The organism is Curtobacterium luteum (assembly GCF_014646995.1).
In the GTDB taxonomy this organism is placed as follows: domain Bacteria; phylum Actinomycetota; class Actinomycetes; order Actinomycetales; family Microbacteriaceae; genus Curtobacterium; species Curtobacterium luteum.
Genome location: NZ_BMOI01000001.1, coordinates 74,998 through 100,805 on the forward strand (window position 1 = coordinate 74,998; position 25,808 = coordinate 100,805).

The 25,808-nt window shown below is 71.8% G+C and carries 28 protein-coding genes; 25 read left to right on the forward strand and 3 right to left on the reverse strand.

Going from position 1 to position 25,808, the window contains the following annotated elements:
• Positions 1-11: 11 nt before the first annotated feature.
• From IEY20_RS00315 to trmD, 6 genes are all read left to right on the forward strand, one after another.
• On the forward strand, positions 12-866 hold the full coding sequence (locus IEY20_RS00315; RefSeq protein WP_175329031.1) for an SDR family oxidoreductase: 855 nt from the start codon (positions 12-14) through the stop codon (positions 864-866).
• Between the two features lie 4 nt (positions 867-870).
• Positions 871-2,991, forward strand: a complete 2,121-nt coding sequence (locus tag IEY20_RS00320) for an oxidoreductase (protein WP_229727774.1) — start codon at positions 871-873, stop codon at positions 2,989-2,991.
• Between the two features lie 143 nt (positions 2,992-3,134).
• Positions 3,135-3,554, forward strand: coding sequence for a 30S ribosomal protein S16 (gene rpsP, locus IEY20_RS00325; RefSeq protein WP_175329032.1), 420 nt, complete (start codon positions 3,135-3,137; stop codon positions 3,552-3,554).
• Positions 3,555-3,558: 4 nt separating this feature from the next.
• A complete protein-coding gene (locus IEY20_RS00330; protein WP_022902329.1) occupies positions 3,559-3,795 on the forward strand; it encodes an RNA-binding protein in 237 nt (78 codons plus the stop codon).
• Between the two features lie 19 nt (positions 3,796-3,814).
• A complete protein-coding gene (gene rimM, locus IEY20_RS00335; protein WP_175329033.1) occupies positions 3,815-4,372 on the forward strand; it encodes a ribosome maturation factor RimM in 558 nt (185 codons plus the stop codon).
• A gap of 4 nt (positions 4,373-4,376) precedes the next feature.
• The gene (trmD, locus tag IEY20_RS00340) at positions 4,377-5,081 is read left to right on the forward strand and encodes a tRNA (guanosine(37)-N1)-methyltransferase TrmD (protein WP_175329034.1); all 705 of its coding nucleotides are present in this window, start codon (positions 4,377-4,379) and stop codon (positions 5,079-5,081) included.
• 374 nt (positions 5,082-5,455) lie between these two features.
• Here the strand turns inward: trmD and map are convergent, their stop codons facing one another.
• A complete protein-coding gene (gene map / locus IEY20_RS00345) occupies positions 5,456-6,247 on the reverse strand; it encodes a type I methionyl aminopeptidase (RefSeq protein WP_175329035.1) in 792 nt (263 codons plus the stop codon).
• 178 nt (positions 6,248-6,425) lie between these two features.
• On the opposite strand from map, the gene rplS reads away from it, so the two are divergent.
• The 9 genes from rplS to IEY20_RS00390 all read left to right on the forward strand — a co-directional run bounded on the left by rplS (position 6,426) and on the right by IEY20_RS00390 (position 13,623).
• Positions 6,426-6,782, forward strand: a complete 357-nt coding sequence (rplS, locus tag IEY20_RS00350; protein WP_022902325.1) for a 50S ribosomal protein L19 — start codon at positions 6,426-6,428, stop codon at positions 6,780-6,782.
• A gap of 201 nt (positions 6,783-6,983) precedes the next feature.
• Positions 6,984-7,727, forward strand: a complete 744-nt coding sequence (gene lepB, locus IEY20_RS00355) for a signal peptidase I (RefSeq protein WP_022902324.1) — start codon at positions 6,984-6,986, stop codon at positions 7,725-7,727.
• Positions 7,724-8,428, forward strand: a complete 705-nt coding sequence (gene rnhB, locus IEY20_RS00360) for a ribonuclease HII (RefSeq protein WP_175329036.1) — start codon at positions 7,724-7,726, stop codon at positions 8,426-8,428. Before lepB ends, rnhB begins: the two co-directional genes overlap by 4 nt.
• Positions 8,429-8,598: 170 nt before the next feature.
• A complete protein-coding gene (locus IEY20_RS00365; protein ID WP_022902322.1) occupies positions 8,599-8,922 on the forward strand; it encodes a DUF2469 family protein in 324 nt (107 codons plus the stop codon).
• 92 nt (positions 8,923-9,014) lie between these two features.
• On the forward strand, positions 9,015-9,365 hold the full coding sequence (locus IEY20_RS00370) for a histone-like nucleoid-structuring protein Lsr2 (RefSeq protein WP_175329037.1): 351 nt from the start codon (positions 9,015-9,017) through the stop codon (positions 9,363-9,365).
• 149 nt (positions 9,366-9,514) lie between these two features.
• Positions 9,515-9,877, forward strand: a complete 363-nt coding sequence (locus IEY20_RS00375; RefSeq protein WP_022902320.1) for a YraN family protein — start codon at positions 9,515-9,517, stop codon at positions 9,875-9,877.
• Entirely contained in the window at positions 9,874-11,403 is a 1,530-nt protein-coding gene (locus IEY20_RS00380; RefSeq protein ID WP_175329038.1) for a YifB family Mg chelatase-like AAA ATPase, read from the forward strand. The genes IEY20_RS00375 and IEY20_RS00380 overlap by 4 nt, the downstream gene beginning before the upstream one ends.
• Positions 11,400-12,647: a DNA-processing protein DprA gene (gene dprA, locus IEY20_RS00385; protein WP_175329039.1), complete on the forward strand. Its 1,248-nt coding sequence runs from the start codon at positions 11,400-11,402 to the stop codon at positions 12,645-12,647. The genes IEY20_RS00380 and dprA overlap by 4 nt, the downstream gene beginning before the upstream one ends.
• Positions 12,648-12,663: 16 nt before the next feature.
• Positions 12,664-13,623, forward strand: a complete 960-nt coding sequence (locus IEY20_RS00390) for a tyrosine recombinase XerC (protein WP_175329040.1) — start codon at positions 12,664-12,666, stop codon at positions 13,621-13,623.
• 13 nt (positions 13,624-13,636) lie between these two features.
• Here IEY20_RS00390 and IEY20_RS00395 read toward each other — a convergent pair whose 3' ends face one another.
• The gene (locus IEY20_RS00395; RefSeq protein WP_175329041.1) at positions 13,637-14,023 is read right to left on the reverse strand and encodes a M23 family metallopeptidase; all 387 of its coding nucleotides are present in this window, start codon (positions 14,021-14,023) and stop codon (positions 13,637-13,639) included.
• Between the two features lie 839 nt (positions 14,024-14,862).
• On the opposite strand from IEY20_RS00395, the gene IEY20_RS00400 reads away from it, so the two are divergent.
• The 10 genes from IEY20_RS00400 (at position 14,863) to IEY20_RS00445 (ending at position 23,716) form a co-directional block, all read left to right on the forward strand.
• Entirely contained in the window at positions 14,863-16,305 is a 1,443-nt protein-coding gene (locus IEY20_RS00400; RefSeq protein WP_022904069.1) for a sugar porter family MFS transporter, read from the forward strand.
• A gap of 324 nt (positions 16,306-16,629) precedes the next feature.
• Complete coding sequence (gene rpsB, locus IEY20_RS00405) at positions 16,630-17,541, forward strand: 30S ribosomal protein S2 (RefSeq protein ID WP_175329042.1); 912 nt, start codon at positions 16,630-16,632, stop codon at positions 17,539-17,541.
• Positions 17,542-17,621: 80 nt separating this feature from the next.
• A complete protein-coding gene (gene tsf / locus IEY20_RS00410; RefSeq protein WP_022904071.1) occupies positions 17,622-18,449 on the forward strand; it encodes a translation elongation factor Ts in 828 nt (275 codons plus the stop codon).
• Between the two features lie 111 nt (positions 18,450-18,560).
• Complete coding sequence (pyrH, locus tag IEY20_RS00415; RefSeq protein ID WP_175329043.1) at positions 18,561-19,280, forward strand: UMP kinase; 720 nt, start codon at positions 18,561-18,563, stop codon at positions 19,278-19,280.
• Positions 19,281-19,326: 46 nt separating this feature from the next.
• The gene (frr, locus tag IEY20_RS00420; protein WP_022904072.1) at positions 19,327-19,881 is read left to right on the forward strand and encodes a ribosome recycling factor; all 555 of its coding nucleotides are present in this window, start codon (positions 19,327-19,329) and stop codon (positions 19,879-19,881) included.
• On the forward strand, positions 19,881-20,906 hold the full coding sequence (locus IEY20_RS00425) for a phosphatidate cytidylyltransferase (RefSeq protein ID WP_229727775.1): 1,026 nt from the start codon (positions 19,881-19,883) through the stop codon (positions 20,904-20,906). The genes frr and IEY20_RS00425 overlap by 1 nt, the downstream gene beginning before the upstream one ends.
• A gap of 120 nt (positions 20,907-21,026) precedes the next feature.
• Complete coding sequence (locus tag IEY20_RS00430) at positions 21,027-21,575, forward strand: DivIVA domain-containing protein (RefSeq protein WP_022904073.1); 549 nt, start codon at positions 21,027-21,029, stop codon at positions 21,573-21,575.
• Between the two features lie 60 nt (positions 21,576-21,635).
• The gene (locus tag IEY20_RS16980) at positions 21,636-22,640 is read left to right on the forward strand and encodes an aggregation-promoting factor C-terminal-like domain-containing protein (RefSeq protein WP_229727776.1); all 1,005 of its coding nucleotides are present in this window, start codon (positions 21,636-21,638) and stop codon (positions 22,638-22,640) included.
• A gap of 12 nt (positions 22,641-22,652) precedes the next feature.
• Positions 22,653-22,955, forward strand: coding sequence for an Rv1322 family protein (locus IEY20_RS00440; RefSeq protein ID WP_175329044.1), 303 nt, complete (start codon positions 22,653-22,655; stop codon positions 22,953-22,955).
• Positions 22,952-23,716 (forward strand): alpha/beta hydrolase, encoded by a 765-nt coding sequence (locus tag IEY20_RS00445; RefSeq protein WP_175329045.1) that lies wholly within the window; start codon positions 22,952-22,954, stop codon positions 23,714-23,716. Before IEY20_RS00440 ends, IEY20_RS00445 begins: the two co-directional genes overlap by 4 nt.
• Positions 23,717-23,828: 112 nt before the next feature.
• On the opposite strand, the gene IEY20_RS00450 is transcribed toward IEY20_RS00445, so the two are convergent.
• Entirely contained in the window at positions 23,829-25,703 is a 1,875-nt protein-coding gene (locus IEY20_RS00450) for a coiled-coil domain-containing protein (protein WP_175329046.1), read from the reverse strand.
• Positions 25,704-25,808 lie beyond the last annotated feature (105 nt).

Below are 25,808 nucleotides of genomic sequence, written 5' to 3' on the forward strand. Positions count from 1 at the left end.
CAAGGAACACAATGGCTGCAACCACCGCACCCATCGCCCTCATCACGGGAGCCTCCCGCGGCATCGGCCGCCTGCTCGCGCAGAAGCTCGGCCAGCGCGGCGTCACCGTCGTGGTGACGTACAAGGGCAACGCCGACCTCGCCGAGGAGTCGCTCGCCGACGTGCGTGCCGCGGGCGGCGACGGCATCACCGCCCAGGTCGACATCGAGCAGCCGGAGTCGATCGACGCGCTGTTCGACCTGGTGCGCGACACCTACGGGCGGCTCGACATGTTCGTCGCGAACGCCGCGGCCAGCGCGTTCAAGCCGGTCGCCGACCTCAAGCTGCACCACCTGGACCGGAGCTACGCGACGAACGCGCGCTCCTTCGTGCTCGGTGCGCAGCGGGCCGCCGAGCTCATGGACCGCGGTGGCCGCATCGTCGTCGTGACCTCGTACGGGTCGCTCCGGGCGTTCCCGACCTACGCCGCGCTCGGTGCTGCGAAGGCCATGACCGAGGCGTACACGAAGTACATGGCGGTCGAGTTCGGTCCGCGTCAGATCACCGTGAACGCGGTGAACGGCGGGCTCATCGACACCGACTCGCTCGACTACTTCTACAACTCGGTGCCGGGGATGGCGCCGATGGACTCTGTGCTGTCGAAGCTGCCGCTGCAGCGCCCGGGCACCGCCGACGACATGGCGGACGCGGTCGACTTCCTGCTGTCCGACAAGGCGTCCTACATCACCGGGCAGACCCTCTCGGTCGACGGCGGACTCACCGTGGTCGCGCCGCCGTTCTGGGCGGACACGACGTCGCCCCTTCGCGACGCGGTGCTGCCTCCGGCCGACGCTGCTGCCGACACGGCGTCCGACACGGCAGAGTAGGGGCATGAGCACCGTCGCCATGCCCGACCTCGCCGTCGTCTCCTCGCCGTGGACCCTCGGGCCGCTGACCCTCCGGAACCGGGTCGTCATGGGGTCGATGCACACCGGACTCGAGGTGCACGACGACGGCGGGGCCGGCATGGCGGCGTTCTACCGTGAGCGGGCGGCCGGTGGCGCCGCCCTGATCGTGACGGGCGGCATCGCGGTGAGCGACGAGGCCCGCGGGGGCCCGGACTTCGCGGTGTTCGGCGTCGGGGGCGCCGACGAACGCTTCCGGGCCGCGGTCGAGGCCGTCCACGAGGAGGGCGGCGCCGTGCTCGCGCAGCTGTTCCACGCCGGCCGGTACGCGCTCGTGAACGGCATGGTCGACCGGCACGGGCAGCCGCAGCGTGCCGTCGCGCCGTCCGCGCTCCCGTGGTCCGCCGCGCGGGGCGTCGTCCCCGAGGAGCTGACGGGCGCCGAGGTCGAGCGGACGATCGAGGACTTCGCCGCGGCGGCTCGATCGGCCCGTGACATCGGCTTCGACGGCGTCGAGATCATGGCCTCCGAGGGCTACCTCATCAACCAGTTCCAGTCGCCGCTGACGAACCTGCGCGACGACGAGTGGGGCGGTTCGCCGGCGCGACGTCGCCGCTTCGCCGTGGCGGTGGTCGCGGCCGTCCGCGCTGCCGTCCCCGGCCTCGCGGTGACGATCCGGCTGTCCGGTGCCGACCTCATGCCGGGTTCGACGACCGACGACGAGGTCGACGCGCTCGTCCACGAGCTGCTGCCCCTGGGACTCGACGGCATCTCGGTGGGGATCGGCTGGCACGAGACACGGACGCCGACCGTGCAGGCAGCGGTGCCCCACGGCGCCTGGCTGTCGTACGCGAACCGAATCGCCGGGGTCGTGCGGGCCTCGTCGCACCCGGAGGTCCGGGTGATCGCGTCGAACCGCATGACGGACCTCCGGGACGGGGAGGCCGTGCTCACCGACGGTCTGGTCGACGCGGTGGCGCTCGCGCGACCGTTCCTCGCCGACCCGGCCCTCGTCGAGCGCTCGCTCGCCGGCGCCTACGACCTCGTCAACACGTGCATCGGGTGCAACCAGGCCTGCCTCGACCGCTCCATCGTCGGTGCCCCGGTCTCATGCCTGGTCAACCCGCGCGCCGGCCGCGAGCTGGCGTTCCCGCTCCGCCCGACCGTCGCGCCGAAGCGGGTCGAGGTGGTCGGCGGTGGGCCCGCCGGGCTGGCCGCCGCCGTCGACGCCGCCCGCCGCGGGCACGTCGTGACGCTCTGGGAGGCGTCCGACCGGCTCGGCGGCCAGTTCGACCTGGCCGCGATGGTGCCCGGCAAGGAGGACTACGCCGCGACCGTCCGGGCGGCCCGGGCGGAGCTCGACGCCCGCGGCGCCACCGTGCACCTCGGGCGGGCAGCCACCCCGGCGGACCTCGTCGGCGCCGACGCCGTCGTGGTCGCCGCCGGGGTCGTGCCGCGGCGGATCGACGTGCCCGGGTCGTCGCTGCCCCACGTGGTGTCCTACGAGCAGGCGCTCCGCGAGGGGGTCCCGGCGGGCACCGTGGCGATCATCGGCGGCGGCGGCATCGGCGTCGACACGGCGGCGTTCCTCGTGGAGTCGCCCGACGAGGCCACGCGGGCGACCGAGTTCGGCCTGCGCTGGGAGGTCGACGTCAGCGGTGAGATCGTCGGCGACGTGCCGCAGCGCCTGCCGGTCGCCGACCGCGTCCTGCGGCCCGGCTCACAGGTGACCGTGCTCCGGCGCAGCGGCAAGTTCGGCACCGGCATCGGCATCACCTCGCGCTGGGTCGCCGTCGGGCGGTTGCGGGACGCGGGCGTCCGCATGGTCGGCGGTGTGCAGGAGTACCTGCGCATCGAGCCCGGCGTCCTCTGGATCCGCGACGAGGACGGCGTCGAGCGGGCGGTGCCGGCCGACACCGTGGTGGTCTGCGCCGGGCAGGAGCGGGCGGTCGACCTCGACGGGACGGACCCCGAGGGGCTCCTGGCGGGCCTGGCTGCGGCCGGTGTGCCGTTCGAGGTGGTCGGCGGCGCACGGGACGCTCGGAGCGTGGACGCCGTCCGGGCCACCAGTGAAGCACTCGAAGCGGTGCGTCGACTCGCGCCCTGACGCGGAATCTGCAACAATGAACGGTCGAATCGTGGCTGCTCGACCCTCTATCCAGCAGTCCGCGCTTTCCATCGAGCTTCCACCGTGTGTGCCCCCACGCCCGCGGTCCGGTTCAACCACAACAACACGCAACAGGAGCATTTGTGGCTGTCAAGATCCGTCTCAAGCGTCTCGGTAAGATCCGTGCGCCGTACTACCGTGTCGTCGTCGCCGACTCGCGCACCAAGCGCGACGGTCGCGCGATCGAGGAGATCGGCAAGTACCACCCCACCGAGGAGCCCTCGTTCATCGAGATCGACTCCGAGCGTGCGCAGTACTGGGTCTCCGTCGGCGCGCAGCCGTCGGAGCAGGTCGCCGCGCTGCTCAAGCTCACCGGTGACTGGGCCAAGTTCAAGGGCGAGAAGGACACCGAGTCGAAGGTCAAGGCCCGCGAGCCGAAGCAGGCCTTCGTCGCGGACACGGCCAAGAAGGCCGTCCTCAAGCCGAAGTCGGAGAAGAAGGCGGAGGCTCCGGCCGCTGCCGAGACCCCGGCCGACGACGCAGCCGAGACGACCGAGGCGTAATTCCTTGCTCGAATCCGCGCTGACGCACCTCGTCAAGGGGATCGTCGATCACCCGGACGACGTGCGCGTCGCCAGTTCCACCTCCGCGCGGGGCGAGGTCCTCGAGGTGCGTGTGCACCCCGAGGACCTCGGCCGCGTGATCGGTCGCGCCGGACGGACCGCAAAGGCGCTCCGCACCCTCGTCTCGGCTCTCGCCGACGGCAAGCGGGTGCGGGTCGACGTGGTCGACACCGATTCCTAGGGAGACGACCCAGCTCCGGGTGGGTCGCATCACGAAGGCGCACGGGCTCAAGGGCGGCATCAAGCTCGAGCTCTACACCGACGACCCGGATCGTCGGTTCACGTCCGGAGCGACGTTCACGCTCCAGGTCCCGGATGACTCCCCGTGGTCGGGCAAGACCATCACGCTGGACGAACTCCGCTGGTACAACGGCCACCCCGTCGCCTTCTTCGAGGGCATCGAGGACCGCACCGCTGCTGAGACCCTCGCGCGGGCGATCCTCTGGGTCGAGCAGGACGCCGACGCCGAGACCGGCGAGGACGACGCCTGGTACGACCACCAGCTGGTCGGCCTGCGCGTCCTCCGCGACGGCACCGAGGTCGGGACCGTGGCCCGTGTGGACCACCTGCCTGCGCAGGACCTCCTCGCCATCGACACCCCCGAGCGCGGCGAGGTGCTCGTGCCGTTCGTCTCGGCCATCGTCCCCGCCGTCGACATCGCGGCCGGCACGATCACCGTGACGCCGCCGACCGGGCTGTTCGAGGACCCCGAGGACACCTCGCGCCCCGAGACTGTCACGCCGACCGACCAGGGGTAGCGCCGTGCGCATCGACATCGTCACGATCTTCCCCGAGTTCTTCTCGGTGCTCGACGTCTCACTGCTCGGGAAGGCCCGGGTCGACGGTCTGCTGGACCTGCACGTGCACGACCTGCGGAACTGGACGACCGACCGACACCGCACCGTGGACGACACCCCGTACGGCGGGGGAGCGGGCATGGTCATGAAGCCCGAGCCCTGGGCAGAGGCGCTGTCGTCGGTCCTCCGCGAGGACGGGTCGTCGACGCTCGTCGTGCCCACCCCCGCCGGGACCCCGTTCACGCAGTCCATCGCCCGTTCGCTCGCGGCGACCTCGGATCACCTCGTGTTCGCCTGCGGGCGCTACGAGGGGATCGACGCCCGCGTGTTCGAGTGGGCTGCCTCCCGCTGCTCGGTCGTGGAGCTCTCGCTGGGCGACTACGTGCTCAACGGTGGCGAGGTCGCCGCCATGGCCATGATCGAAGCGGTCGGGCGGCTCGTGCCCGGCGTCGTCGGCAACCCCGAGTCGCTCGTCGAGGAGTCCCACGAGGACGGCCTGCTCGAGTACCCCTCGTACACGAAGCCCGCGTCCTGGCGTGGCATCGACGTGCCGGACGTCCTGCTCAGCGGGCACCACGCCCGCGTCGCCGCCTGGCGGCACGACCAGCAGGTGGAGCGCACGCGACGCGTGCGGCCGGACCTGCTGCCCGACGCGGAGCGCGCCGAGTAGCCGCCTCCGCGCTGGCCCCAGTCTCGGGCTGCGCGACACTCCTCGCGCCCAGCTGCCCGAGGAGTGTCGCTCACCGCGAGTCTCGGGGCGTCAGCGGTGCGGTTCGGTGCTGCGCACCATCGGCCTGGGCCCACGCCGCCGGTTCCGGGACGACGCGCCAGCGGCGTTCCGGCCGTGCCGGTGGGGAGAGGCGCGGTGCCAGGCCGCACCGTGCCTCCAGGCGGTCGTCTGGCCGCGTCCTCGACCCGGCCGCCCGGCGTGACCGAGCTCGGGCAGGGCGACAGTCCTCGGGGCTGGCGCCCCGAGGACTGTCGCTGCGCGCGAGTCGCGGGGTGGGTCGCAGCCTCGTGCTGCGCGCGAGGCTGCGAGGCGCGTCAGGCGGACGCCACCTCGCGCTGGGCGCGACGCAGGGTCAGGACCTCGGGACCCGCGTCGGTGACGGCGACCGTGTGCTCGACGTGCGCGGCGCGCGAGCCGTCAGCGCTCTTGAGCGTCCAACCGTCGTCGTCCTGGTAGAGCTCGTCCGTGCCCTGCATGAGCCACGGCTCGATCGCGACGACCAGTCCGGGCCGGAGCTTCAGGCCGCGGCCTGGTCGACCGTCGTTCGGGACGTGCGGTTCGCCGTGCATGGTCCGGCCGACGCCGTGCCCGCCGAACTGCGTGTTGACGTCGTAGCCGGCGTCGTGGGCGACGTGGCCGATCGCGTACGAGACGTCGCCGAGCTTGTTGCCGACGCGGAACTGCTCGATCCCGGCGGCGAGGGCGGACTCGACCGTCGCGATGAGTCGCTGGTCGTCCTCACGGGGCGTCCCGACCTGCACGGTCACAGCGGAGTCGGCGACCCAGCCGTCGAGGCTCGCGGCGAAGTCGAGGCTCACCAGATCGCCGTCGACGAGCACGCGGTCGTACGGCAGGCCGTGCAGCGCGGCGTCGTTCACCGAGGTGCAGAGGTGCTTGCCGAACGGGCTCTTCCCGAAGGACGGGTGGTAGTCGACGTAGCAGCTCACCGCCCCGCGCTCGCCGATCATCCGCGCGGCGACGCGGTCGAGCTCGAGCAGGTTCACGCCGACGTCGACCGTGTCGAGGAGTGCGTCGAGGACGTCGGCGACGAAGCGTCCGGCGGCGCGGAGCCCGTCGAGTTCGGCGGGCGTGCGGAGTTCGATCATGGGTCCATCCTGCCGGGAGCGTCCGTCGTTTTGTGTCCTGCTCCCGGTGTGGCAAGATGGGACGCTGTGCCCTGGCTGGACTCTGCCACGGGGGAGTCGCCGACACCGGGCACAACCACACACGTTTCCGAAACCGATCCGCGGCGACCCGTGCGCGTCCGCAGAGAGTGAACCCATCATGAGCCAGCTCCTCGACCACGTCGACGCAGCATCGCTGCGCACCGACGTCCCCGACTTCCGCCCCGGCGACACCATCAAGGTGCACGTCAACATCATCGAGGGCACGCGCTCGCGTATCCAGGTCTTCCAGGGCGTCGTCATCGCGCGTCAGGGTCACGGCCTCGGCGAGACCTTCAAGGTCCGCAAGGTGAGCTTCCAGGTCGGCGTCGAGCGCTGGTTCCCGGTGCACTCGCCGATCATCGACCACATCGAGATCGTCACCCGCGGTGACGTCCGTCGCGCGAAGCTCTACTACCTGCGCGAGCTGCGCGGCAAGGCCGCCCGTCGCAAGATCAAGGAGAAGCGCGACGCCTGATCGCCTTCACAGTGGGTGGCCGCGAGCCGGACGCCGCTGACGGGCCCTCGTCCATGTACGGTTGTGCGTGGACGAGGGCTCTTCCTTTTCCCGGCGTCCTCGGGTCTCCCGGTGTCGGCTCCACCAGGTGTCGGCACCTGCCGGCATGACCGGGTGGAGGGCCGCAGTCCGCCGGGGGAGCCTGCACGATCGAGAGTGGAAATGACGGACACGACCAAGGAACCGGGGCTCCGGCCGCGCTCGGGGAAGAAGCGGAACGGTGTCCTCACCTTCCTCCGTGACCTCCTCATCATCTTCGTCGCGGCGCTGCTCGTGTCGTTCCTCGTCAAGACCTTCCTGATCCGGTCGTTCTACATCCCGTCGGCGTCGATGGAGAACACGCTGCAGATCAACGACCGTGTCATCGTGAACGAACTCGTTCCGGACGTCGTGTCGCTCAAGCGCGGTGACGTCGTGGTGTTCAAGGACCCGGGCGGCTGGTTGACCGGGTCGGACGTCCCGAAGGTCGCGCCGACGACCCCGGTCGGCAAGGCCGCCGACTGGGTGCTCACGCAGATCGGCCTCGGGACCGGTGACAGCGACGACCACCTGATCAAGCGGGTCATCGGACTCCCCGGCGACACCGTGTCGTGCTGCAACGACCTCGGGCAGATGTCCGTCAACGGCGTTCCGATCAAGGAGCCGTACCTCAAGCTGCCAGCGGGGGCCCCGGCTTCCGCGACCGACTTCTCCGTGACCGTGCCGAAGGGCACCATCTGGGTGATGGGCGACAACCGCAACGACTCGAAGGACTCCCGGTACAACGGTGACACGCCCTCGAAGGGCTTCGTGCCGCTGTCCGACGTCACCGGCCGCGCGTTCGTGATCTCCTGGCCCACCAGCCGGTGGACCTGGCTGAACGACTACCCGGACGTGTTCGCCGGCGTGGAGGAGCGGGACCGGTGACCGCGGTCCGCCCCTCGCTCCGGGTCGAGAAGCGGCTGCTCGGCTCCGGCCGTGTGACCGTCATCGGGATGGACGAGGTGGGCCGTGGCGCGATCGCGGGACCGGTGGCGGTCGGTGTCGCCGCCGTCACGGTCGACGTCGGTCGGGTGCCGCAGGGCGTCGCCGACTCCAAGCTGCTCTCCGCGTCGCGCCGGGACGCCCTGGTGCCGGTCGTGCAGCGCTGGGCGCCGACCGCGGTGGGCATGGCGTCAGCCGAGGTCGTCGACCGGCAGGGCATCGTGCCGGCGCTCGGACAGGCGGGAGCCGCAGCACTCGCGCGGCTGGTGGCGGGCGGTGTCTCGCTCGACGGCGCCGTGGTGGTGCTCGACGGTTCCTTCGACTGGCTCAGCCGCGCGGTGCCGACGGCGCTCCTGGCCGGTGTCGACCCGCTGGACGTCGTCGTCAGGGTGAAGGCGGACCGGGACTGCGCCTCGGTCGCTGCAGCGTCCGTGGTGGCGAAGGTCGCCCGAGATGCGCTCATGGTCGCCGCGCACGAGGACGCTCCGCACTACGCGTGGGCATCGAACAAGGGCTACGGCTCGACCGCGCACTACGACGGCATCCGGAGCGCCGGTGCGCACGCGCTCCACCGCACGTCGTGGTTGCACCAGGCGTCGACCGTGGCGCTGGACGGGTTCGAGGAACTCGGCGCGGTCGGCTGAGGCCGAGGCGCGCGCGTCGCGGCGTCGGGGTGGGGGGCGCCGTTCGCGTGTCGCGGCGTCGGGGTGGGGGCGCCGTTCGCGCGTCGCGGCGTCCGGGTGGGGGCGCCGCTCGCGCGTCGCGGCGTCGGGGTGGGACGGGCCGTCGTGGTCGCCGTAGACTGTGGGACGCGATGGATGACGACGAATTCGACGACTACGACCGCGAGGTCGAACTTGCCCTGTACCGCGAGTACCGCGACGTCGTGTCGCAGTTCCGCTACGTGGTCGAGACCGAGCGACGTTTCTACCTGGCGAACGAGGTCGAGCTCGTCCGCCGGGACACCGAGCATGATTTCTACTTCGAATTGTCGATGACCGATGTCTGGGTGTGGGACGTCTACCGTTCCGACCGGTTCGTGAAATCTGTTCGAGTCCTCACGTTCAAGGACGTGAACGTGGAAGAACTGACCACGCGGGAACTCGAATTGCCGAAGGAACTCGCGCTCGACGAGTGACCATTTCCGGGAATCACCGGCGCGGAAGTGACGGAGTGCATTCCTTTCGGATACCGTGATCGGGAAAGACTTTCCCCGATCAAGGAGTCGCAATGGCACAGAAGGTCACCGTCCAGCTCGTCGACGACCTCGACGATTCGCCCATCACCGCGAGCGAAGGCCGCACGGTCGAGTTCGCGTTCGACGGTTCGACGTACGAGATCGACCTCTCGAACGACAACGTCGACAAGTTCCGTGAAGCGATCTCCGACTACGTCGCCGCCGCGCGCAAGGTGAGCGGACGTCGGTCCGGCGGCGCGACCGCGTCGAAGCCGGCACCGAAGCGCGGCAACTCCGAGGAACTCGCGAAGATCCGCGAATGGGCGAAGGACAACGGCTACGAGGTGTCGAGCCGCGGGCGCATCTCCACGCAGGTGCAGGAGGCCTACGCCGCCGCGCACTGATCCCCTGCCGAAAGGGACCCGGACGATCTCGTCCGGGTCCCTTTCGTCATTCCTGCACAACGGCCATGGCTGAAGTGGTCCTCCACAGCTCTCGATCGTGTCCATCGGACCGATCCGGTGGTGCGTGAACCTGTTCCGCGGAGGCGGACATGGAACACGGAACAACGGCACGACTCGGCGTCCACGGGGAATCCCTCGCGGCGGACTGGCTCCGGCAACGGGGATACCGGATCGTCGAACGGAACTGGCGGTGTGCTCGCGGCGAGGTCGACATCGTGGCGTGGGACGGGGACACGCTCGTCTTCGTCGAGGTGAAGACCCGCGCGGGTGCCGCGACCGGGCACCCGTTCGAGTCGATCACCGCGACGAAGCTGACCCGACTCCGCCGGCTCGTCCCGGCGTGGTTCGATGACCACCCGGACGTCTCCGCTCGAGCGGTCCGGATCGACGCCGTCGCCGTGCACGTCGACGGTCCGCGCAGTGCGGTCGAGCTCGTGGTGGGTGCGCTGTGACCGACATCGGACGGGCGTCGGCCGTGGCGTTGCTCGGGGTGACCGGGCGCCTGGTCGAGGTCGAGGCGCACCTGACCAGCCAGCTGCCGGCGTTCCGGATCATCGGGCTCCCGGACACCTCACTCGGCGAAGCCCGTGAGCGGGTGCGATCGGCTGCGGCGAACGCGGGTTGCCCGTTGCCAGCCCGCCGCATCACCGTCAACCTCACGCCCGCAGCCGTCCCGAAGCGCGGGTCCGGGTTCGACCTCGCGATCGCGATGGCGGTGCTCGCCGGGGCCGGCGCCGCCCCGCGCACGTCGGCACGCACCGTCTACGTCGGCGAGCTCGGCCTCGACGGCCGGACCCGTCCCGTGGTCGGGATCATCCCGATGCTGCTCGCGGCGCGGGACGCGGGCGCGGAGCGTGTGGTGGTCCCCGCGGGCAACCTCGACGAGGCCCGGATCGTGCAGGGCATCGCGGTCGCGGGCGTCGACTCGTTGCGGGCGGCCGCGATCGATGCCGGTGCGACGCTCCCGCCGGTCGAGGTCGAGCCGGTCCGGGTCGCGGTGGGGCCGCTCGACCCAGCTGATCGGCCGGAGCCGGAGCTGGCCGAAGTGGTGGGGAACGCGATCGGCGTCCGGGCGGTCCTCGCGGCCGCAGCGGGCGGTCACCACGTGCTCATGCTGGGGCCGCCCGGGGCTGGCAAGACCATGCTCGCCGAGCGGCTGCCGGGCGTCCTGCCGGACCTCACCGACGAAGCTGCCCTCGAGGTCGCCTCGATCCGGTCGGTCGCCGGGCACGGTGCGCGGTCGTGGACACGACGGCCGCCGTGGGAAGCTCCGCACCACTCGGCCTCGGCCGTGGCGCTCATCGGTGGCGGCAGCGGCGTCATCCGCCCCGGAGCGGTCTCGCGGGCGACGCACGGCGTGCTGTTCCTCGACGAAGCACCCGAGTTCCCCCGAGCGGTCCTCGACGCGCTGCGGCAGCCGCTCGAGTCCGGGCGCATCGCCGTGCATCGCTCCGCCGGCGCGGTCGAGTTCCCCGCACGGTGCCAGGTGGTGCTCGCCGCCAACCCCTGTCCGTGCGGGCACGCCGGGGTCGCGCACGGCACACCGTGCGAGTGCTCGGCGAGCACGGTCCGGCGGTACCTGGCGCGACTCTCCGGCCCGCTCCTCGACCGCATCGACATCCGTGTGCAGATCCCACGTGTGACCACGGCCGCGGTGCGTGCCGCGGACGACCGTGCGCCCACGACCGCGGAGGCGCGGGCCGTGGTCCTGGCAGCGCGAGACCGCGCGAGCACCCGGCTGCGCGGTACGGGATGGACCCGCAACGCCGACGTCGCCGGGACGTGGCTCCGTCGTGACGGCACCGGCGCGCCCGGGTCCACGAAGGCCATCGACCGAGCGCTCGACCTCGGCACGATCACCATGCGCGGTTGGGACCGGATCATGCGGCTGGCCTGGACGCTCGCCGACCTCGCGGAGGCGGACCGCCCGACCGCCGAGCACGTCCAGGACGCCCTCGCGCTGCGGAGCGCGCTGTGACGCCGCACGGAGAGCCGGGACTCCTCGAGGCCGTGCTCCGGGCGACCGGTTCGCGTGACGTTGATCCGGTCGTGGCCTGCACCCGTGTCGCCTGGTCGGTCGTCGCTGAGCCCGGGGACGCGATCGCGGGCGGACTCATCGAGGGGCTCGGTCCCGCCGCGGCGTTCGAGGGGGTCCTCGGCGCCGTCGACGACGGGATCGGCGGGCTCCTCGCGCTCTGCGTCGAACGGGGTGTGGCGGGGACGGACGACCCGACGGGCTACGGCCGGGCGCTGACGAAGGCCGTCGAGCGGTGGCGCCCACGGCTGGCCCACGCGGACGTCGGGGCCGTGCTGGCCGCAGCGGACGCCGTCGGAGCGCGCCTGCTCCTGCCCGACGGACCGGCGTGGCCGCGGGCGGTCGACGACCTCGGGCACCATGCCCCCCTCGTGCTGTGGAGCCGGTCGTCGCACGGCTCCGTCGCCGACTGGGGCGACCCGCCGGCGGTCTCGGTCGTGGGGTCGCGCGCGAACACCGTCGCGGGTTCCGAGGCCGCGGCCGACATCACGTCGCGGACGGCGGACGCCGGGTGCGTGGTCGTGAGCGGGGGAGCGTACGGCATCGACGCCACCGCGCACCGCGTGGCGATCGCGGCCGGCGCGACGACCGTCGCCGTGCTCGCGGGCGGCGTCGACCAGCTGTACCCGGCGGGCAACGTCGAGATGCTCCGGGGCGTCGCCCAGCGGGGTGCGGTCATCGCCGAGTCCCCGCCGGGCACCCGGCCCTCGCGCTGGCGGTTCCTCGCTCGGAACCGGCTGATCGCCGCGCTCGGCGACGTCACGGTGGTGGTCGAGGCGGGTGCCCGCTCGGGGGCACTGAACACCGCACACCACGCCGGGCAGCTCGGGCGGACGGTGTTCGCGGTTCCCGGGGCGTTCTCCTCGGCCGCGTCGGTCGGCTGCCACCGGCTCGTGGCGCAGGGCCGTGCGCAGCTCATGGTGCACCCGGACGAGGCCGCGGCAGCCGCGGTCGCGCACCGGGGCGGGGAGGTCGCTTTGCCGTCGGCGACGCCGCTGCTCGTGCACGACGACCCGGACGTCCTCCGGGTGCTCGACGCGCTCGGACGTCGATCGCTGTCCGTCGACGAACTCGCTCGGCGCAGCGGGCTGTCGGTCGCGGACGCGACGGACGCGCTCGCGTTGGCGCAGATCCAGGGGCTCACCCAGCACGGGGTCGGCGGGTGGTCGCGGACGGCGGCACGGTGAGCCGTAGCCTGGGGCCGTGACGGACGCGAGCGGCAGGGACCTTGACCGGGTGGTCGATGCGTTCCTCGGGTACGCCCGGCACGCGCGCGGGCTCAGCGAGCAGACACTCCGCGCCTACGAGAACGACCTCGAGCAGTTCGTCGGGTTCGCGCGCGGACGTGGGGCGGCCAGCGTCGACGACGTCTCACTCGAACTGCTCCGCGACTGGCTGTGGGAAGCAGATCAGCGATCGCTCGCGCGCTCCACGATCGCGCGGCGGTCCTCCTCGGTGCGGGCCTTCACGCGGTGGGCGAGCGAGAGCGGGGTCGTGCCGACCGACCCCGGCGTCCGGCTCCGGGCGCCGAAGGGAGCCTTGCACCTCCCGCGGGTGGTCACGGGCGACCAGGTGCGGACGATGCTCGACGGGCTCGCGGCCAGGGCGGAGACGGACGATCCCGGTGCGTTGCGTGACCTGGCGGTCGTCGAGCTCCTGTACGCCGCGGCGATCCGGGTGAGCGAGCTCGTGGGGACGAACGTGTTGGACGTCGACCGGAGTCGGCTGACCGTGCGGGTGCTCGGCAAGGGCGGGAAGGAGCGGGTCGTCCCCTTCGGTGTGCCGGCGCGGGACGCCCTCGAGGCCTGGCTCGACCGCGGGCGTCCCGTCCTCGCAGCACGCCGGGCCGCTGCCGCTGCCGCTGCCCCTGCCACTGCTGACGCCGAGCGGGCGCTGTTCCTCGGGGACCGCGGCGGCCGGCTCGGGACGCGGAGCGCCTACCGGATCGTCGCCCGGCTGTTGGAGGACCTCCCGGGCGAGGGACCAGCGGGGCCGCACACCTTCCGGCACACCGCGGCGACGCACCTGCTCGACGGGGGAGCGGACCTCCGCGCGGTGCAGGAGATGCTCGGGCACGCGAGCCTCGGGACGACCCAGATCTACACGCACGTGTCGTCGGCGCGGCTCCGCGAGGTCTACCGCACCGCGCACCCCCGGGCCTGACGCCCGCGGCCGATCATCCCGGCCAGGCCGACTCCGGGAGCAGCACGGGCCACTCGGCTGCGGGCAGGAACGGCGTCGGGTCGGTGTACCTGCCGTCGAGACGTGCGCCGAGGTGCACGCACGGCGCGGCGGCCGGACAGTGGCCGACCGTCACCGTCCCGACGGGGCTGCCCTGGTCGACGTCGTCGCCGGCGGACACCGAGGGGAGCACCGAGTCCAGCGTGCTCACGAGGCCGTGGCCGTGGTCGATCGACACCACGCTCCGGCCGCCGACCGGGCCCGCGAACGACACGGTCCCGGCGGCCACCGCGACCGCCACCGCGCCGATCGGCGCCCGCACGTCGATGCCCCGGTGTCCGGCGGCGTAGTCGTCCGACGGTGCCTCCCACGGACGTGTCACGACCCTCGTGCCGGTCGGCCACACCCACATCGCGTTCCCCTCCCGGACCGACCCGGCATCGGCGCCGCTCCCGTCGGGAGCGCCCGTGGCGGTCGGCGATCCGGAGCGCGCGACCACCGGCGCCCCCGCCCGCGCGACCGTCGGCGATCCCGACTGCGCGACCGTCGGCGCCCCCGACTGCGCGACCGTCGGCGATCCCGATCTCACGCCTGTCGACGACCCGGTGCCGACTCCCGACGACACCGCTCCCGTACTCCACACCGCGCCCGCGACCACCACCGCGCCGAGCGCCGTGCCCGTGATGGGCCCCACCAGCGCCCGCAACCGAACTCCCATCCGCCGATCGTGGCGTGTCGAGCCGACCACGCGGCGGACCCGGCGCCGCCTGTGGAGGGTGCGCCGAGCCTCCCGGCCTGTGCAGGGACGACAGTCGGACTGTGCCGCGTGGACACGCCCGCGAGGAAGCGCGCCGCGCGGGACGCCGCACGCCCGACGGCAAGCGCGCCGCGCGGGACGCCGCACGCCCGACGGCAAGCGCGCCGCGCGCGACGCCGCGCGCGACGCCGCGCGCGACGCCGCGCGAGACACCGAACGCGCGCCGGGTGAGTGGCCGCCTGCGCACCGCGCGCGACGGAACACCAGTCGATCGACGCGCGCTTCGTCGAAACGCGCGCGCTTCGACGAAGCGGCCCCCCGACCGCGAACCGGTTATGACCACACGCCGCCCGAGGAGTACAGTCGGGGCCGCTCCGGACCACGCAACGCCGCTCGGACGGCGAACCAGCCGACCGCCGGGGCACCGTGCGCCACCCAGCACGGCGGCAAGAACCTGGAGCACCGTGTCGAACACGTCCACCCAGCACGGCGAGGACCGTGCGTTCAAGGGGAAGGTCACCCTGTTCGCCATCGCGGCGGCGGTCGGCGGCTTCCTCTTCGGATTCGACTCCTCCGTCATCAACGGAGCCGTCGACGCGATCAAGGGCGAGTTCGGCCTGTCCGACGCCGCGAGCGGCTTCGCGGTCGCCTCCGCCCTGATCGGCTGTGCGTTCGGCGCCTACTTCGCCGGCCGCCTCGCGGACCGCTGGGGTCGCACCCGGGTGATGTTCTGGGCCGCCGTCCTGTTCTTCGTGAGCTCGATCGGCAGCGCGTTCGCCTTCGCCACTTGGGACCTCGTGGTCTGGCGGCTCATCGGCGGCCTCGGCATCGGGACCGCGTCGGTCATCGCGCCGGCGTACATCTCGGAGGTCTCGCCGAAGGCCATCCGTGGTCGTCTCGCCTCGTTCCAGCAGCTCGCGATCACCCTCGGTATCTTCGCCGCCCTGCTCTCCGACCAGCTGTTCGCCGTCACCGCCGGTGGCGCGTCCGAGCAGGTGCTGGGTCTCGCGGCCTGGCGTTGGATGTTCCTCGTCGGCGTGGTCCCGTCGGTCGTCTACGGCGTGCTCGCGATCACGCTGCCGGAGTCGCCGCGCTTCCTCCTCGCGAAGGGCCGGAAGGACGACGCCCGCGGCGTCATGGAGAAGATCGTCCCCCGCGACACGGTCAACACCAGCCTCGAGGAGATCCAGGACGGCATCGAGAAGGAAGCCAACGAGAAGAAGGGCTCCATCCGGGGCAACCGCTTCGGCCTGCAGCCGATCGTCTGGGTCGGGATCATCCTCGCCGTGCTGCAGCAGTTCGTCGGCATCAACGTGATCTTCTACTACTCGACGACGCTCTGGCAGGCCGTCGGCTTCAAGGAGGAGCAGTCGTTCCTCATCTCGACCATCACCTCGGTCGTCAACGTCGCGGTGACGTTCATCGCGATCTTCACGGTCGACAAGCTCGGCCGGAAGCCGCTGCTCGTCGCCGGGTCCTCGGGCATGTTCGTGTCGCTCGCGATGGTCGCGATCGCGTTCTCGCAGGCGACCATCGTGAACGGAGAGCCGCAGCTCCCGGGCGCCTGGGGCGTCATCGCGCTGATCTTCGCGAACCTGTTCGTGGTGTCGTTCGGTGCAACGTGGGGTCCGCTCATGTGGGTGCTCCTCGGCGAGATGTTCCCGAACCGCATCCGGGCCACGGCGCTGGGCGTCGGGTCGGCCGCGAACTGGATCGCGAACTTCCTGGTCACGATCACGTTCCCGGTCCTGTCCGGGTTCAACCTCACGGTCACCTACGGCATCTACGCCCTGTTCGCGCTGCTGTCGCTCTTCTTCGTCATCAAGAAGATCCCGGAGACGAAGGGCCGCTCGCTCGAGGAGATGGGCATCACGGCCGAGGGTGAGACGGTGGACGCCAAGGCCTGACGCACCAGCGTCACCACCGGCCGGGAGGCGCGGTGCGGGTCCGTCCCGCACCGCGCCTCTCCCTGTCGGCACGGCCGACACGCCGCTGGCGCGTCGTGCCGGTACCGGCGACAGGGGCCCTGTCTGTTAGCATGTGTCCAGCAGCGCGCTGAGCGCGCTGACTTCGCGTGTCCACACGCACCCCACGGCCACCGGTCCCGCTCTCGCGAGCGGGCGGCCGTCCGGGGTGGGGCACCAGGGGCCACGACCACCGGTCGTGACCGACACAACCGCAACCGTGCACGCGGCTCGAACAGCCGCGCGCCGAGAACAAGGAGGGACGGCATGGCCGTCGTCACCATCCGCCAGCTGCTCGACAGCGGCGTCCACTTCGGACACCAGACCCGTCGGTGGAACCCGAAGGTGAAGCGATTCATCCTCGCCGAGCGCTCGGGCATCCACATCATCGACCTCCAGCAGTCGCTGTCCTTCATCGACCGCGCCTACGACTTCGTCAAGGAGACGGTCGCGCACGGCGGCACGATCCTCTTCGTGGGCACCAAGAAGCAGGCGCAGGGCTCCATCGCCGAGCAGGCGACCCGCGTCGGCCAGCCGTACGTCAACCAGCGTTGGCTCGGCGGTCTGCTCACGAACTTCCAGACGGTCTCCAAGCGCCTCGCGCGCATGAAGGAGCTCGAGGAGATCGACTTCGACGACACGACGAAGGGCTTCACCAAGAAGGAGCTCCTCATCAAGAAGCGCGAGCTGGACAAGCTCCACAAGACCCTCGGCGGCATCCGCAACCTCACGCGGACCCCGAGCGCGCTCTGGATCGTCGACACCAAGAAGGAGCACCTCGCGGTCGACGAGGCGCAGAAGCTCGGGATCCCGATCATCGGCATCCTCGACACCAACTGCGACCCCGACGAGATCACGTACCCGATCCCGGGCAACGACGACGCGATCCGCTCCGTCGGTCTCCTGACCCGCATCGTCGCCGACGCCGCGGCCGAGGGCCTCAAGACCCGCCACAACGGCGGCGACGAGGACGAGGCCGAGCCGCTCGCCGAGTGGGAGCAGGAGCTCCTCGGTGGCGAGCAGGCCGCGCCGGCCGCTGCCGAGGCGCCCGCTGCCGAGGCCCCGACCGCCGAGACGCCGGTCGAGGAGAACGACGCCGACGCGCAGGTCGCCGAGAAGGAGATCGGCGAGCCCGTCGCCGAGGCCTCCAAGAACGCGGACGCCACCTCCGCCGAGTGACATCCGGGGGCGTCGGACCGGACCGGTCCGACGCCCCTCTCCACGTCCCACACACGCAAGTCCAGAAAGGACTCCAGTCAATGGCAAACTTCACCGCTGCTGACGTGAAGAAGCTCCGTGACGACCTCGGCGCCGGCATGATGGACGCCAAGAACGCGCTCGTCGAGGCCGACGGCGACTACGACAAGGCCGTCGAGCTCCTCCGCATCAAGGGTGCCAAGGCCGTCGCCAAGCGCGACGACCGCGCCACCTCCGAGGGCATCGTCGTGGCCTCGGCCGCGAACGGCGCCGCGACCGTCGTCGAGCTCGCCAGCGAGACCGACTTCGTCGCGAAGAACGAGCGCTTCGTCGCGCTCGGCGACAAGGTCCTCGCGGCCGTCGCCGCCGCGGACGCGACCGACGTCGCGTCCGCGAACGCCGCCGAGGTCGACGGCAAGACCGTCCTCGACGTCGTGAACGAGGCCGCCGCGCAGCTCGGCGAGAAGATCGAGATCCGCACGGTCCGCCGTGTCGAGGGCTCGGCCTTCGAGATCTACCTGCACAAGACGTCGCAGGACCTCCCGCCGCAGATCGCCGTCGTCGTCGCCTACGAGGGTGACAACGCGGCCGAGGCACGCTCGATCGCGCAGCACATCGCGTTCGCGAACCCGACGTTCCTCACCCGTGACGAGATCCCGGCCGAGGACATCGAGAAGGAGCGCGCGACCGTCGAGGCGATCACGCGCGAGGAGGGCAAGCCGGAGGCCGCCCTCCCGAAGATCGTCGAGGGTCGTCTGAACGCGTACCGCAAGCAGGTCGCGCTCCTCGAGCAGGACTACGCGAAGGACAACAAGATCTCCGTCGCGAAGGCCGCCGAGAACGCCGGCATCACGATCCAGGGCTTCGCCCGCGTCAAGGTCGGCGCGTAACGAACCCGTGACGGGGCTCGGAACCAACACCTGGTTCCGGGCCCCGTTTTTCGCGCGCCGTGGGGTGCGCGAGTAGATTCCCACGAGACATTCGACGAAGGGTGCGACCACATGACGAACGAGAAGACCGGACGGCGCCGCGTCCTGCTGAAGCTGTCGGGGGAGGCGTTCGGCGCCGGGTCGCTCGGGGTGAACCCGGACGTCATCAGCACGATCGCGAAGGAGATCGCGGCCGCCGCACAGGACGTCGAGGTCGCGATCGTGGTCGGCGGCGGGAACTTCTTCCGCGGGGCCGAGCTCTCGCAGCGCGGGATGGACCGCGGGCGTGCCGACTACATGGGCATGCTCGGCACCGTCATGAACGCGCTCGCCCTGCAGGACTTCCTCGAGCAGGCGGGAGCCGCGACCCGCGTGCAGTCGGCGATCAGCATGACCCAGGTCGCGGAGCCGTACATCCCGCGGCGCGCCGAGCGGCGCCTCGAGAAGGGCCGGATCGTCATCTTCGGCGCGGGTGCGGGCCTGCCCTACTTCTCGACCGACACGGTCGCGGCGCAGCGGGCGCTGGAGATCGACGCGCACGAGGTCCTCGTCGCGAAGAACGGCGTCGACGGCGTGTACACCGCCGACCCGAAGAAGGACGCCTCGGCCGAGAAGCTGCACCACGTGACCTACCAGGACGCACTCCTCAAGGGCCTCAAGGTCGTCGACGCCACCGCGTTCTCGCTCTGCATGGACAACGGCATGCCGATGCACGTCTTCGGCATGGAGGGCGAGGGCAACGTCGCGGCGGCCATCCGGGGCGAGCGCATCGGCACGGTGGTCAGCAACTGACCTCGACCGCTGACTAGACTCGACGCAGTACCGAAGGAGAACCACCGTGATCAGTGATGTCCTGACCGAAGCCACCGAGAAGATGGCGAAGGCCGTGGAGGTCGCCAAGGACGACTTCTCGACCGTCCGCACCGGGCGGATCAACGCCGCGCTCTTCCAGAAGATCCCGGTCGACTACTACGGCACCCCGACGCCGCTCGCGCAGCTCGCCGGCATGCAGACGCCGGAGGCGCGCACCCTCGTGGTGACGCCGTACGACAAGTCCGCGCTCAAGGAGATCGAGCGCGCGATCGCGACGTTCCCGAACCTCGGCGCCAGCCCGTCGAACGACGGCGAGGTCGTCCGCGTGACGATCCCGGAGCTCACCCAGGACCGCCGCAAGGAGTTCGTGAAGCTCGTCCGCGGCAAGGGTGAAGACCACAAGGTCGTCGTGCGCAACATCCGTCGCAAGGCCAAGGACGACCTCGACGCGCTGAAGGGCGAGATCTCGGACGACGAGATCGCCCGCGCCGACAAGGAGCTCGACGTCGTGACGAAGAAGCACGTCGACCAGATCGACGACGCGCTGAAGAAGAAGGAAGCCGAACTCCTCGAGGTCTGATGCGTCGTCACGACCAGGGCGCTGAGCGCCCCACGACCGAGGAACCCGCCAAGCGCGGACTCCGACACGACCTCGACGCCCGGGCACGGGCCGCGCGGTCGGACTTCGACGCCCGGGCTCGGGCGGCGAGGTCCGACTTCGAGGCGTCGATCCGGCAGCGCCGGGCGGACTTCGACGCGCGGAACGAAGCACTGACGGCGCGGACCGGGCGAAACCTGCCCGCGGCGATCGGCATCGCGCTCGCGTTCGCGGTCGTCATGCTCGGGGCGCTCCTCATCTGGAAGCCCGCGTTCATGGTGGTCGCGGCGTTCCTGCTCGGCGTCGGCGTGTACGAGCTCGCGAGCGCCATGCGCTTCGCCGGGCGCGACGTGCCGCGGATCCCGAGCGTCGCCGTGGCGATCGCGGTCGTCCCGGCGGCGTTCCTGTTCGGTCAGGCGGCGGCGCTCTTCACGCTCCTCGGCGGCATCGTGCTGATCAGCGCCTGGCGGCTCGTCGAGGTCGCGACGGCCCGGACGAAGCCGCCTGCGGGGAACGTCGTCCGTGACCTGACGAACGGGTTGTTCGTGCAGGCGTACATCTCGCTGCTCGGCGCCTGCGTCGTCCTGCTCTCCGCACAACGGGACGGGCAGTTCTGGGTGATCGCGTTCATCCTCGTGGTTGTCGCGGTCGACACCGGGGCCTACGCGACCGGGCTCAACCTCGGCAAGCACCCGATGGCGCCGCGCATCAGCCCGAAGAAGACGTGGGAGGGCTTCGCGGGGTCGGTCGCCGCGAGCATCGTCGTCGGGATCATCGTGAGCTGGCTGCTCCTCGGACTGCCCTGGTGGACCGGGGTGGTCCTGGGCGTCCTGATCTCCGGCTCCGCGACGCTGGGGGACCTCACCGAGTCGATGATCAAGCGCGACCTCGGGATCAAGGACATCTCGTCGTTCCTCCCCGGGCACGGTGGGCTGCTCGACCGGATCGACAGCATCCTGCCGTCGGCCGCGGTCGCCTACGTGCTGTACCTCATCGTCAACCACTGAGGCGCGAGCGCGGTCCTGCGCCGCGAGCGCAGACCGCCAGCCGTCGGTCGAGCGCGAGCCTGAGCGCCCCCGTCCGCGCGTCCAGGTCGCACCAGGGAACGGTCCTGGCAGAATGTCGCCGTGGCCACCACCTTCCCGAACGCAGCACGCAAGACCCTCGGGTACGACGTCGACGAGGTCGAGCGCTTCCTCGAGGATGCACGTCGTGCCTACACGGCGAACGACACCGAGCCGGGTCTCGAGGCCGCGAAGATCCGGGCGACCGCGTTCTCGATGCGCAAGGGCGGCTACTCCACCGCGCACGTCGACGCCGCGCTCGAACGCCTCGAGGACGCCTTCGCCGCACGTGAGCGTGAGCGCGAGATCGCCTCGAGCGGCCAGAAGGCCTGGTACGCCGAAGCACGCACCAAGGCCTCCGACGTCGTCGCCCGCCTCGAGCGCCCGGACGGCCAGCGATTCTCCCGGACGAGCTTCCTCGGCACCGGGTACCACACGAAGGACGTCGACGCCTTCGCCGAGCGGCTCGCGGGCTACTTCCGTGACGGCAAGCCGCTGAGCCTGACCGAGGTCCGGTCCGTCGTGTTCCGTCCGAAGCACGGCGGCTACCGCGAAGCACAGGTGGACGCACTCCTCGACGCGGTCGTCGAGGTCATGCTCGCCGTGCGCTGACGACGCGCGGGTGACCGGTGCTTCGCTTTCCGTGATGCTTCCGTTATCCTGGTCGGACTCATGGGCAGGCACACGGCAGACTCCAGCTCCGACCGCGATCCTCGCGAGCACCTCGACCGCACGGTCTCGGGTGAGCGCCGCGCGGCACTGAACCGAACCCGCACGGTGGGCTCCTCGGTCCTCACCGCGGACACGTCGCTCGCGACGGCCGCTCCGCAGACGGTCCCCGAGGTCACCGGTCCGGTGACGATCGCGCCGAAGTCGGTCGCGGCGAACCGGGTGTCCGACGCCTCGGTCGCGCACGCCGTCCCGCGGACGCCGGCCGACCCGCGCATCGTCAAGCAGCGTCGCGCGCGGGCCGTCGCGGCCCCCGCGCACGACGCGCCGATGCGCGGCGTGAACTCGTTCATGCGCAAGCGTGCGACGATCCCGGCGCTGTCCTTCTTCGCGGTCTTCGGGTTCGTGGGCGGGTCCCTCTTCAACCCGATGCAGCCCGACGTCGCGCAGGCAGCGGTGCAGTCCGCCGTGCTCGCCAAGGCTCCGGCAGCCGCGCCCCAGCAGTTCACGCCGCACGGCACCTACGCGGCCTTCGACGCCGGGCGCGACGGCTACGACGTCACCGTGCCGAAGCCGAAGGTGACCAAAGCCCCGACGGCCGACGCGACCGCAGACGCCACGGCCACGGACGACACCACCACCGACGCGGCTGCGTCGACCCAGGTCTCGGCCACGAACACCCTCGCCGCCACCGCGGCCACGCCCGACCCGGGCAGCGCGCAGGCGATCGCCCAGCAGATGGTCTCCGCCCGTGGATGGGGGACCGACCAGTACAACTGCCTCGTCTCGCTCTGGAACAAGGAGTCCGGCTGGCGGGTCAACGCCTACAACCCGAGTGGTGCGTACGGCATCCCGCAGGCGCTCCCCGGCAGCAAGATGGCCTCCGCGGGCGCCGACTGGCAGACCAACCCGGCCACGCAGATCACCTGGGGTCTCAACTACATCTCCGGTGTCTACGGCACCCCCTGCGGTGCCTGGGCCCACAGCGTCGCCAACAACTGGTACTGATCGGCAGCCGGGGTGCCGCGGAGCAACCGGCCGCGGCGACCGCACGGTCGCGGGCCCGAACCCGACGAGGAGTCCGGCCTCGACCGACTCATGAGCGGCTGGAGGCGGACCGAGGTCCGGCGCGGCCGTGAGTACACGGTGCAGCCCGTCTCCGCCGCGTCGGCGCAGAAGGAGTACGTCTGCCCCGGCTGCGGCGGCACGGTGATGCCGGGCACCGCGCACGTCGTCGTCTGGCGTGCGGACGGCGTCCTCGGCGACGAAGCCGACCTGGCGTCCCGGCGCCACTGGCACAACCACTGCTGGAGCATCGCATGACCGTGCACCCGACCGACGACCCGACGCCGCAGGAGCCGATCGAGATCCGCTCGGGCACCGAGCTGCCCGCTCGTCGGACCGACGTCGAGCTCGTGACCGACGACCACCTCACGCTCGTCGGGGAACTCGCCGAGCCGGACGGTCGGCCGGCTCGGGGCACGATCGTGACCCTCCACCCGCTGCCGACCGCGCAGGGGTTCATGGACTCGCACGTGCTCAAGAAGGCGGCCGCGCGCCTGCCGGCCCTCGCCGACATCGCGGTGCTGCGCTTCAACTTCCGGTCGGTCAGTTCCCCCCGCGGGACGTCCGAGGGCACCTTCGGCGACGGTGTCTCCGAGGGCTTCGACCTCCGCGCGGCGGTCGCCGACGTCGTCGACCGCGGGCTCCCGACGCCGTGGCTCGTCGGGTGGTCGTTCGGCACCGAGGTCATCCTCAAGCACGCCCTGGAGCACGTCCGCGCCGGCACCATCGCGGGCGTCGTCCTGCTGTCGCCGCCGCTGCACCGCACCAGCGACGAGGAGCTCGCCGCGTGGGCGGGCGCGGGCATCCCGGTCGTCGCACTCGTCCCGGAGCACGACGACTTCCTGCGCCCCGACGCCGCCGCAGCGCGGTTCGCGCTGGCACCGAACGTGCGCGTCGAGCCGATCGAGGGTGCGAAGCACCTGTGGGTGGGGGAGCGGTACGTGCGCATCGTCCTCGACCGCATCGCGGAACTCGTCGTGCCCGGGAGCACCCCGCTGCCGACGCACTGGCCCGCCTGACGGGCGCGGCGGTCGCTCGGGTCGCCCAGATGCATCGACGGTGCGGACGCGACCCCGGTACGGACGGGAGGCCCGTGGCGACGCCGCCACGGGCCTCCCGTCCGTCTCGATGTCAGCGCGCGTCGACGTCCTGGGGCTCGTCGGCGTCGTGCTCGGCGTCCGCTCCGGCGTCCGGCGTCTGGCGGACGGCCGCGAGTGCGCCCGGGTCGCCGAGGAGACCCGTGGCGTGCGTCAGCACGCCCCGCAAGTTCTCGAGGTAGCCGGCCACCGCGTCACGCTCGGTGCGGATCGCGGCGAGGCGGTCCTCCGCGTCCGCGACGATGCCCGCGGTCCGGGACTCGGCGTCCTCGACCATGCGGTGCACCCGCTCCTGTGCATCCGCGACGATCGTGCGTGCGTGCTCCTGCGCCTCGGCGGTGCTGGTGCGCTCGAGGTCGTCGGCCTCCTGCTGCAGGCGCTCCGCTCGCTCCCGGGCCTCGCTCGCCCGCCGGGTGGCCTCGGCGAGCTGCAGGTTCGCCTCGTCGAGGTACTTCTGCGTCTCGGTCACGGTCTCGTGGTGCTTCTGCAGGTACTCCTGCTCGGCGTCGTCGCGACGCGCGGCGAGCTCGGACTCGAGCGTCGTCCGGGCATCGTCACGCATCCGAGCGATCTCCGCGGCAGCTTCGTCCCGCTCGCGCGCGAGGGCGGCCCGGGCGGTGTCGATCTCCTGCCGCAGTGCGGTGCGCTCGGCTTCGAGGGAGCCGATGTCCGCGGCACGGCGGTCGGCGATCTCGGTGTCGAGCTCGCCGTGCTCGCGCTCGCGTCGGGCGGCGAGCTCGGCCTCGTGGTCGCGCGAGGCCCGCTCGGCTGCGGTCTCGGCCTCGGCCCGCTCCCGTTCGATGCGCGTCCGGTGCTCCTCGAGCTCGCGGGCGATGCGGTCCTCAATCTCCTGCACGAGCCGCGCGTTCTCAGCGCGGGTCTGCTCCTCGTCGACGCGGAGCTGGGCGCGGGCGGCCTCGACCTCCTGCTCGAGGGACGTCCGGGCGGTCGCGAGTTCACGCTCCCACTCGGCGCGCGCGGCGGCGAGCTGCTCCTCGGTGTCGCGGCGGCGGTCGGCGAGCTCGGTGTCGAGGTCGGCACGGCGGCGCTCGACCTCGGCTGCGAGGTCGGCGCGGCCGGTCTCGAGCTCGAGGGCGTGCACGCGCTGCTGCTCGTCACGCTCGTGCTGCCAGGCCGCGCGGGCCTCGGTGAGTTCGCGCTCGAGCGCGGCGCGGCGCTCGGTCTCCGTGCGGTCGAGGTCCTCGACACGACGGGCGTGGTCGGCCTCGAACACCGAACGGCGGTGTTCCGTCTCGCGGTCGAGGTCGGCCGCGGCGGCCCGGGCGTCGGCGGACTCGCGGTGCGCGGTCTCGCGGAGTTCGGCGACCTCGTGCTCGACCCGCGCGCGGAGGGCGTTGGTCTCACGGATCGCGACCGAGCGGACCTCGGCGGCCTCGGTGACGGCCGCGCCGCGGACCGCGGCGCCCTCGTTGCGCGCGTCCTGCAGCAGGAGACCGGCCTCGGCACGGGCGCGCTCGACCGTGTCCGCGGCCTCGGCCCGGGCACGGTGGAGTTCGTCGGTGGCGCGGGCACGGGCGTCCTCGAGGGTCTCTCGGGCCTCCTCCTTGGCTTCGCGCACCAGACGGTCGGCTTCCGCACGGCTGGACGCACGGAGACGCTGGGCGTCGATGTCGGCCTGGCTGATCAGGCGGGTGGACTGCTCCTCGGCGACGCGCAGGGTCGACTCGAGGCGGGTCCCGAGTCCGCTGTACGTCGGGGTGCCGGCCTCGTCGAGCTCACCCTGGAGGTCGGCGACGCGCGACTGCAGCAGACGGATCTCCTTGGCGGCGTCCGCGCGGTCCTTGTTCGACTTGATGAGCTCGCGGCGGAGGTCCCCGAGGGCACGGTCGACCTCGTCGCGGCGGTACCCCCGCAGTTCCGAACCGAACTCTGCCTCGTCGTTCGCCACGTGTCGCTCCTGGTGCTCGCCGGCGGACCCGTGCGGCCCGCGGATCGATCGTAGCGTGGGCCCGACCGGAGGACTCTGAGTCGCAGAGCACCCGGCGGGGATGCA

Excerpts from the sequence above, each read along its gene's own strand:
- IEY20_RS00315 (WP_175329031.1), top strand. The coding sequence starts at position 12 with ATGGCTGCAACCACCGCACCCATCGCCCTCATCACGGGAGCCTCCCGC.
- IEY20_RS00320 (WP_229727774.1), top strand. The coding sequence starts at position 871 with ATGAGCACCGTCGCCATGCCCGACCTCGCCGTCGTCTCCTCGCCGTGG.
- map (WP_175329035.1), bottom strand. The coding sequence starts at position 6,247 with ATGATCGAACTCCGCACGCCCGCCGAACTCGACGGGCTCCGCGCCGCC.
- rplS (WP_022902325.1), top strand. The coding sequence starts at position 6,426 with ATGAGCCAGCTCCTCGACCACGTCGACGCAGCATCGCTGCGCACCGAC.
- lepB (WP_022902324.1), top strand. The coding sequence starts at position 6,984 with ATGACGGACACGACCAAGGAACCGGGGCTCCGGCCGCGCTCGGGGAAG.
- IEY20_RS00365 (WP_022902322.1), top strand. The coding sequence starts at position 8,599 with ATGGATGACGACGAATTCGACGACTACGACCGCGAGGTCGAACTTGCC.
- IEY20_RS00370 (WP_175329037.1), top strand. The coding sequence starts at position 9,015 with ATGGCACAGAAGGTCACCGTCCAGCTCGTCGACGACCTCGACGATTCG.
- IEY20_RS00375 (WP_022902320.1), top strand. The coding sequence starts at position 9,515 with ATGGAACACGGAACAACGGCACGACTCGGCGTCCACGGGGAATCCCTC.
- rpsB (WP_175329042.1), top strand. The coding sequence starts at position 16,630 with ATGGCCGTCGTCACCATCCGCCAGCTGCTCGACAGCGGCGTCCACTTC.
- tsf (WP_022904071.1), top strand. The coding sequence starts at position 17,622 with ATGGCAAACTTCACCGCTGCTGACGTGAAGAAGCTCCGTGACGACCTC.
- pyrH (WP_175329043.1), top strand. The coding sequence starts at position 18,561 with ATGACGAACGAGAAGACCGGACGGCGCCGCGTCCTGCTGAAGCTGTCG.
- IEY20_RS00425 (WP_229727775.1), top strand. The coding sequence starts at position 19,881 with ATGCGTCGTCACGACCAGGGCGCTGAGCGCCCCACGACCGAGGAACCC.
- IEY20_RS16980 (WP_229727776.1), top strand. The coding sequence starts at position 21,636 with ATGGGCAGGCACACGGCAGACTCCAGCTCCGACCGCGATCCTCGCGAG.
- IEY20_RS00445 (WP_175329045.1), top strand. The coding sequence starts at position 22,952 with ATGACCGTGCACCCGACCGACGACCCGACGCCGCAGGAGCCGATCGAG.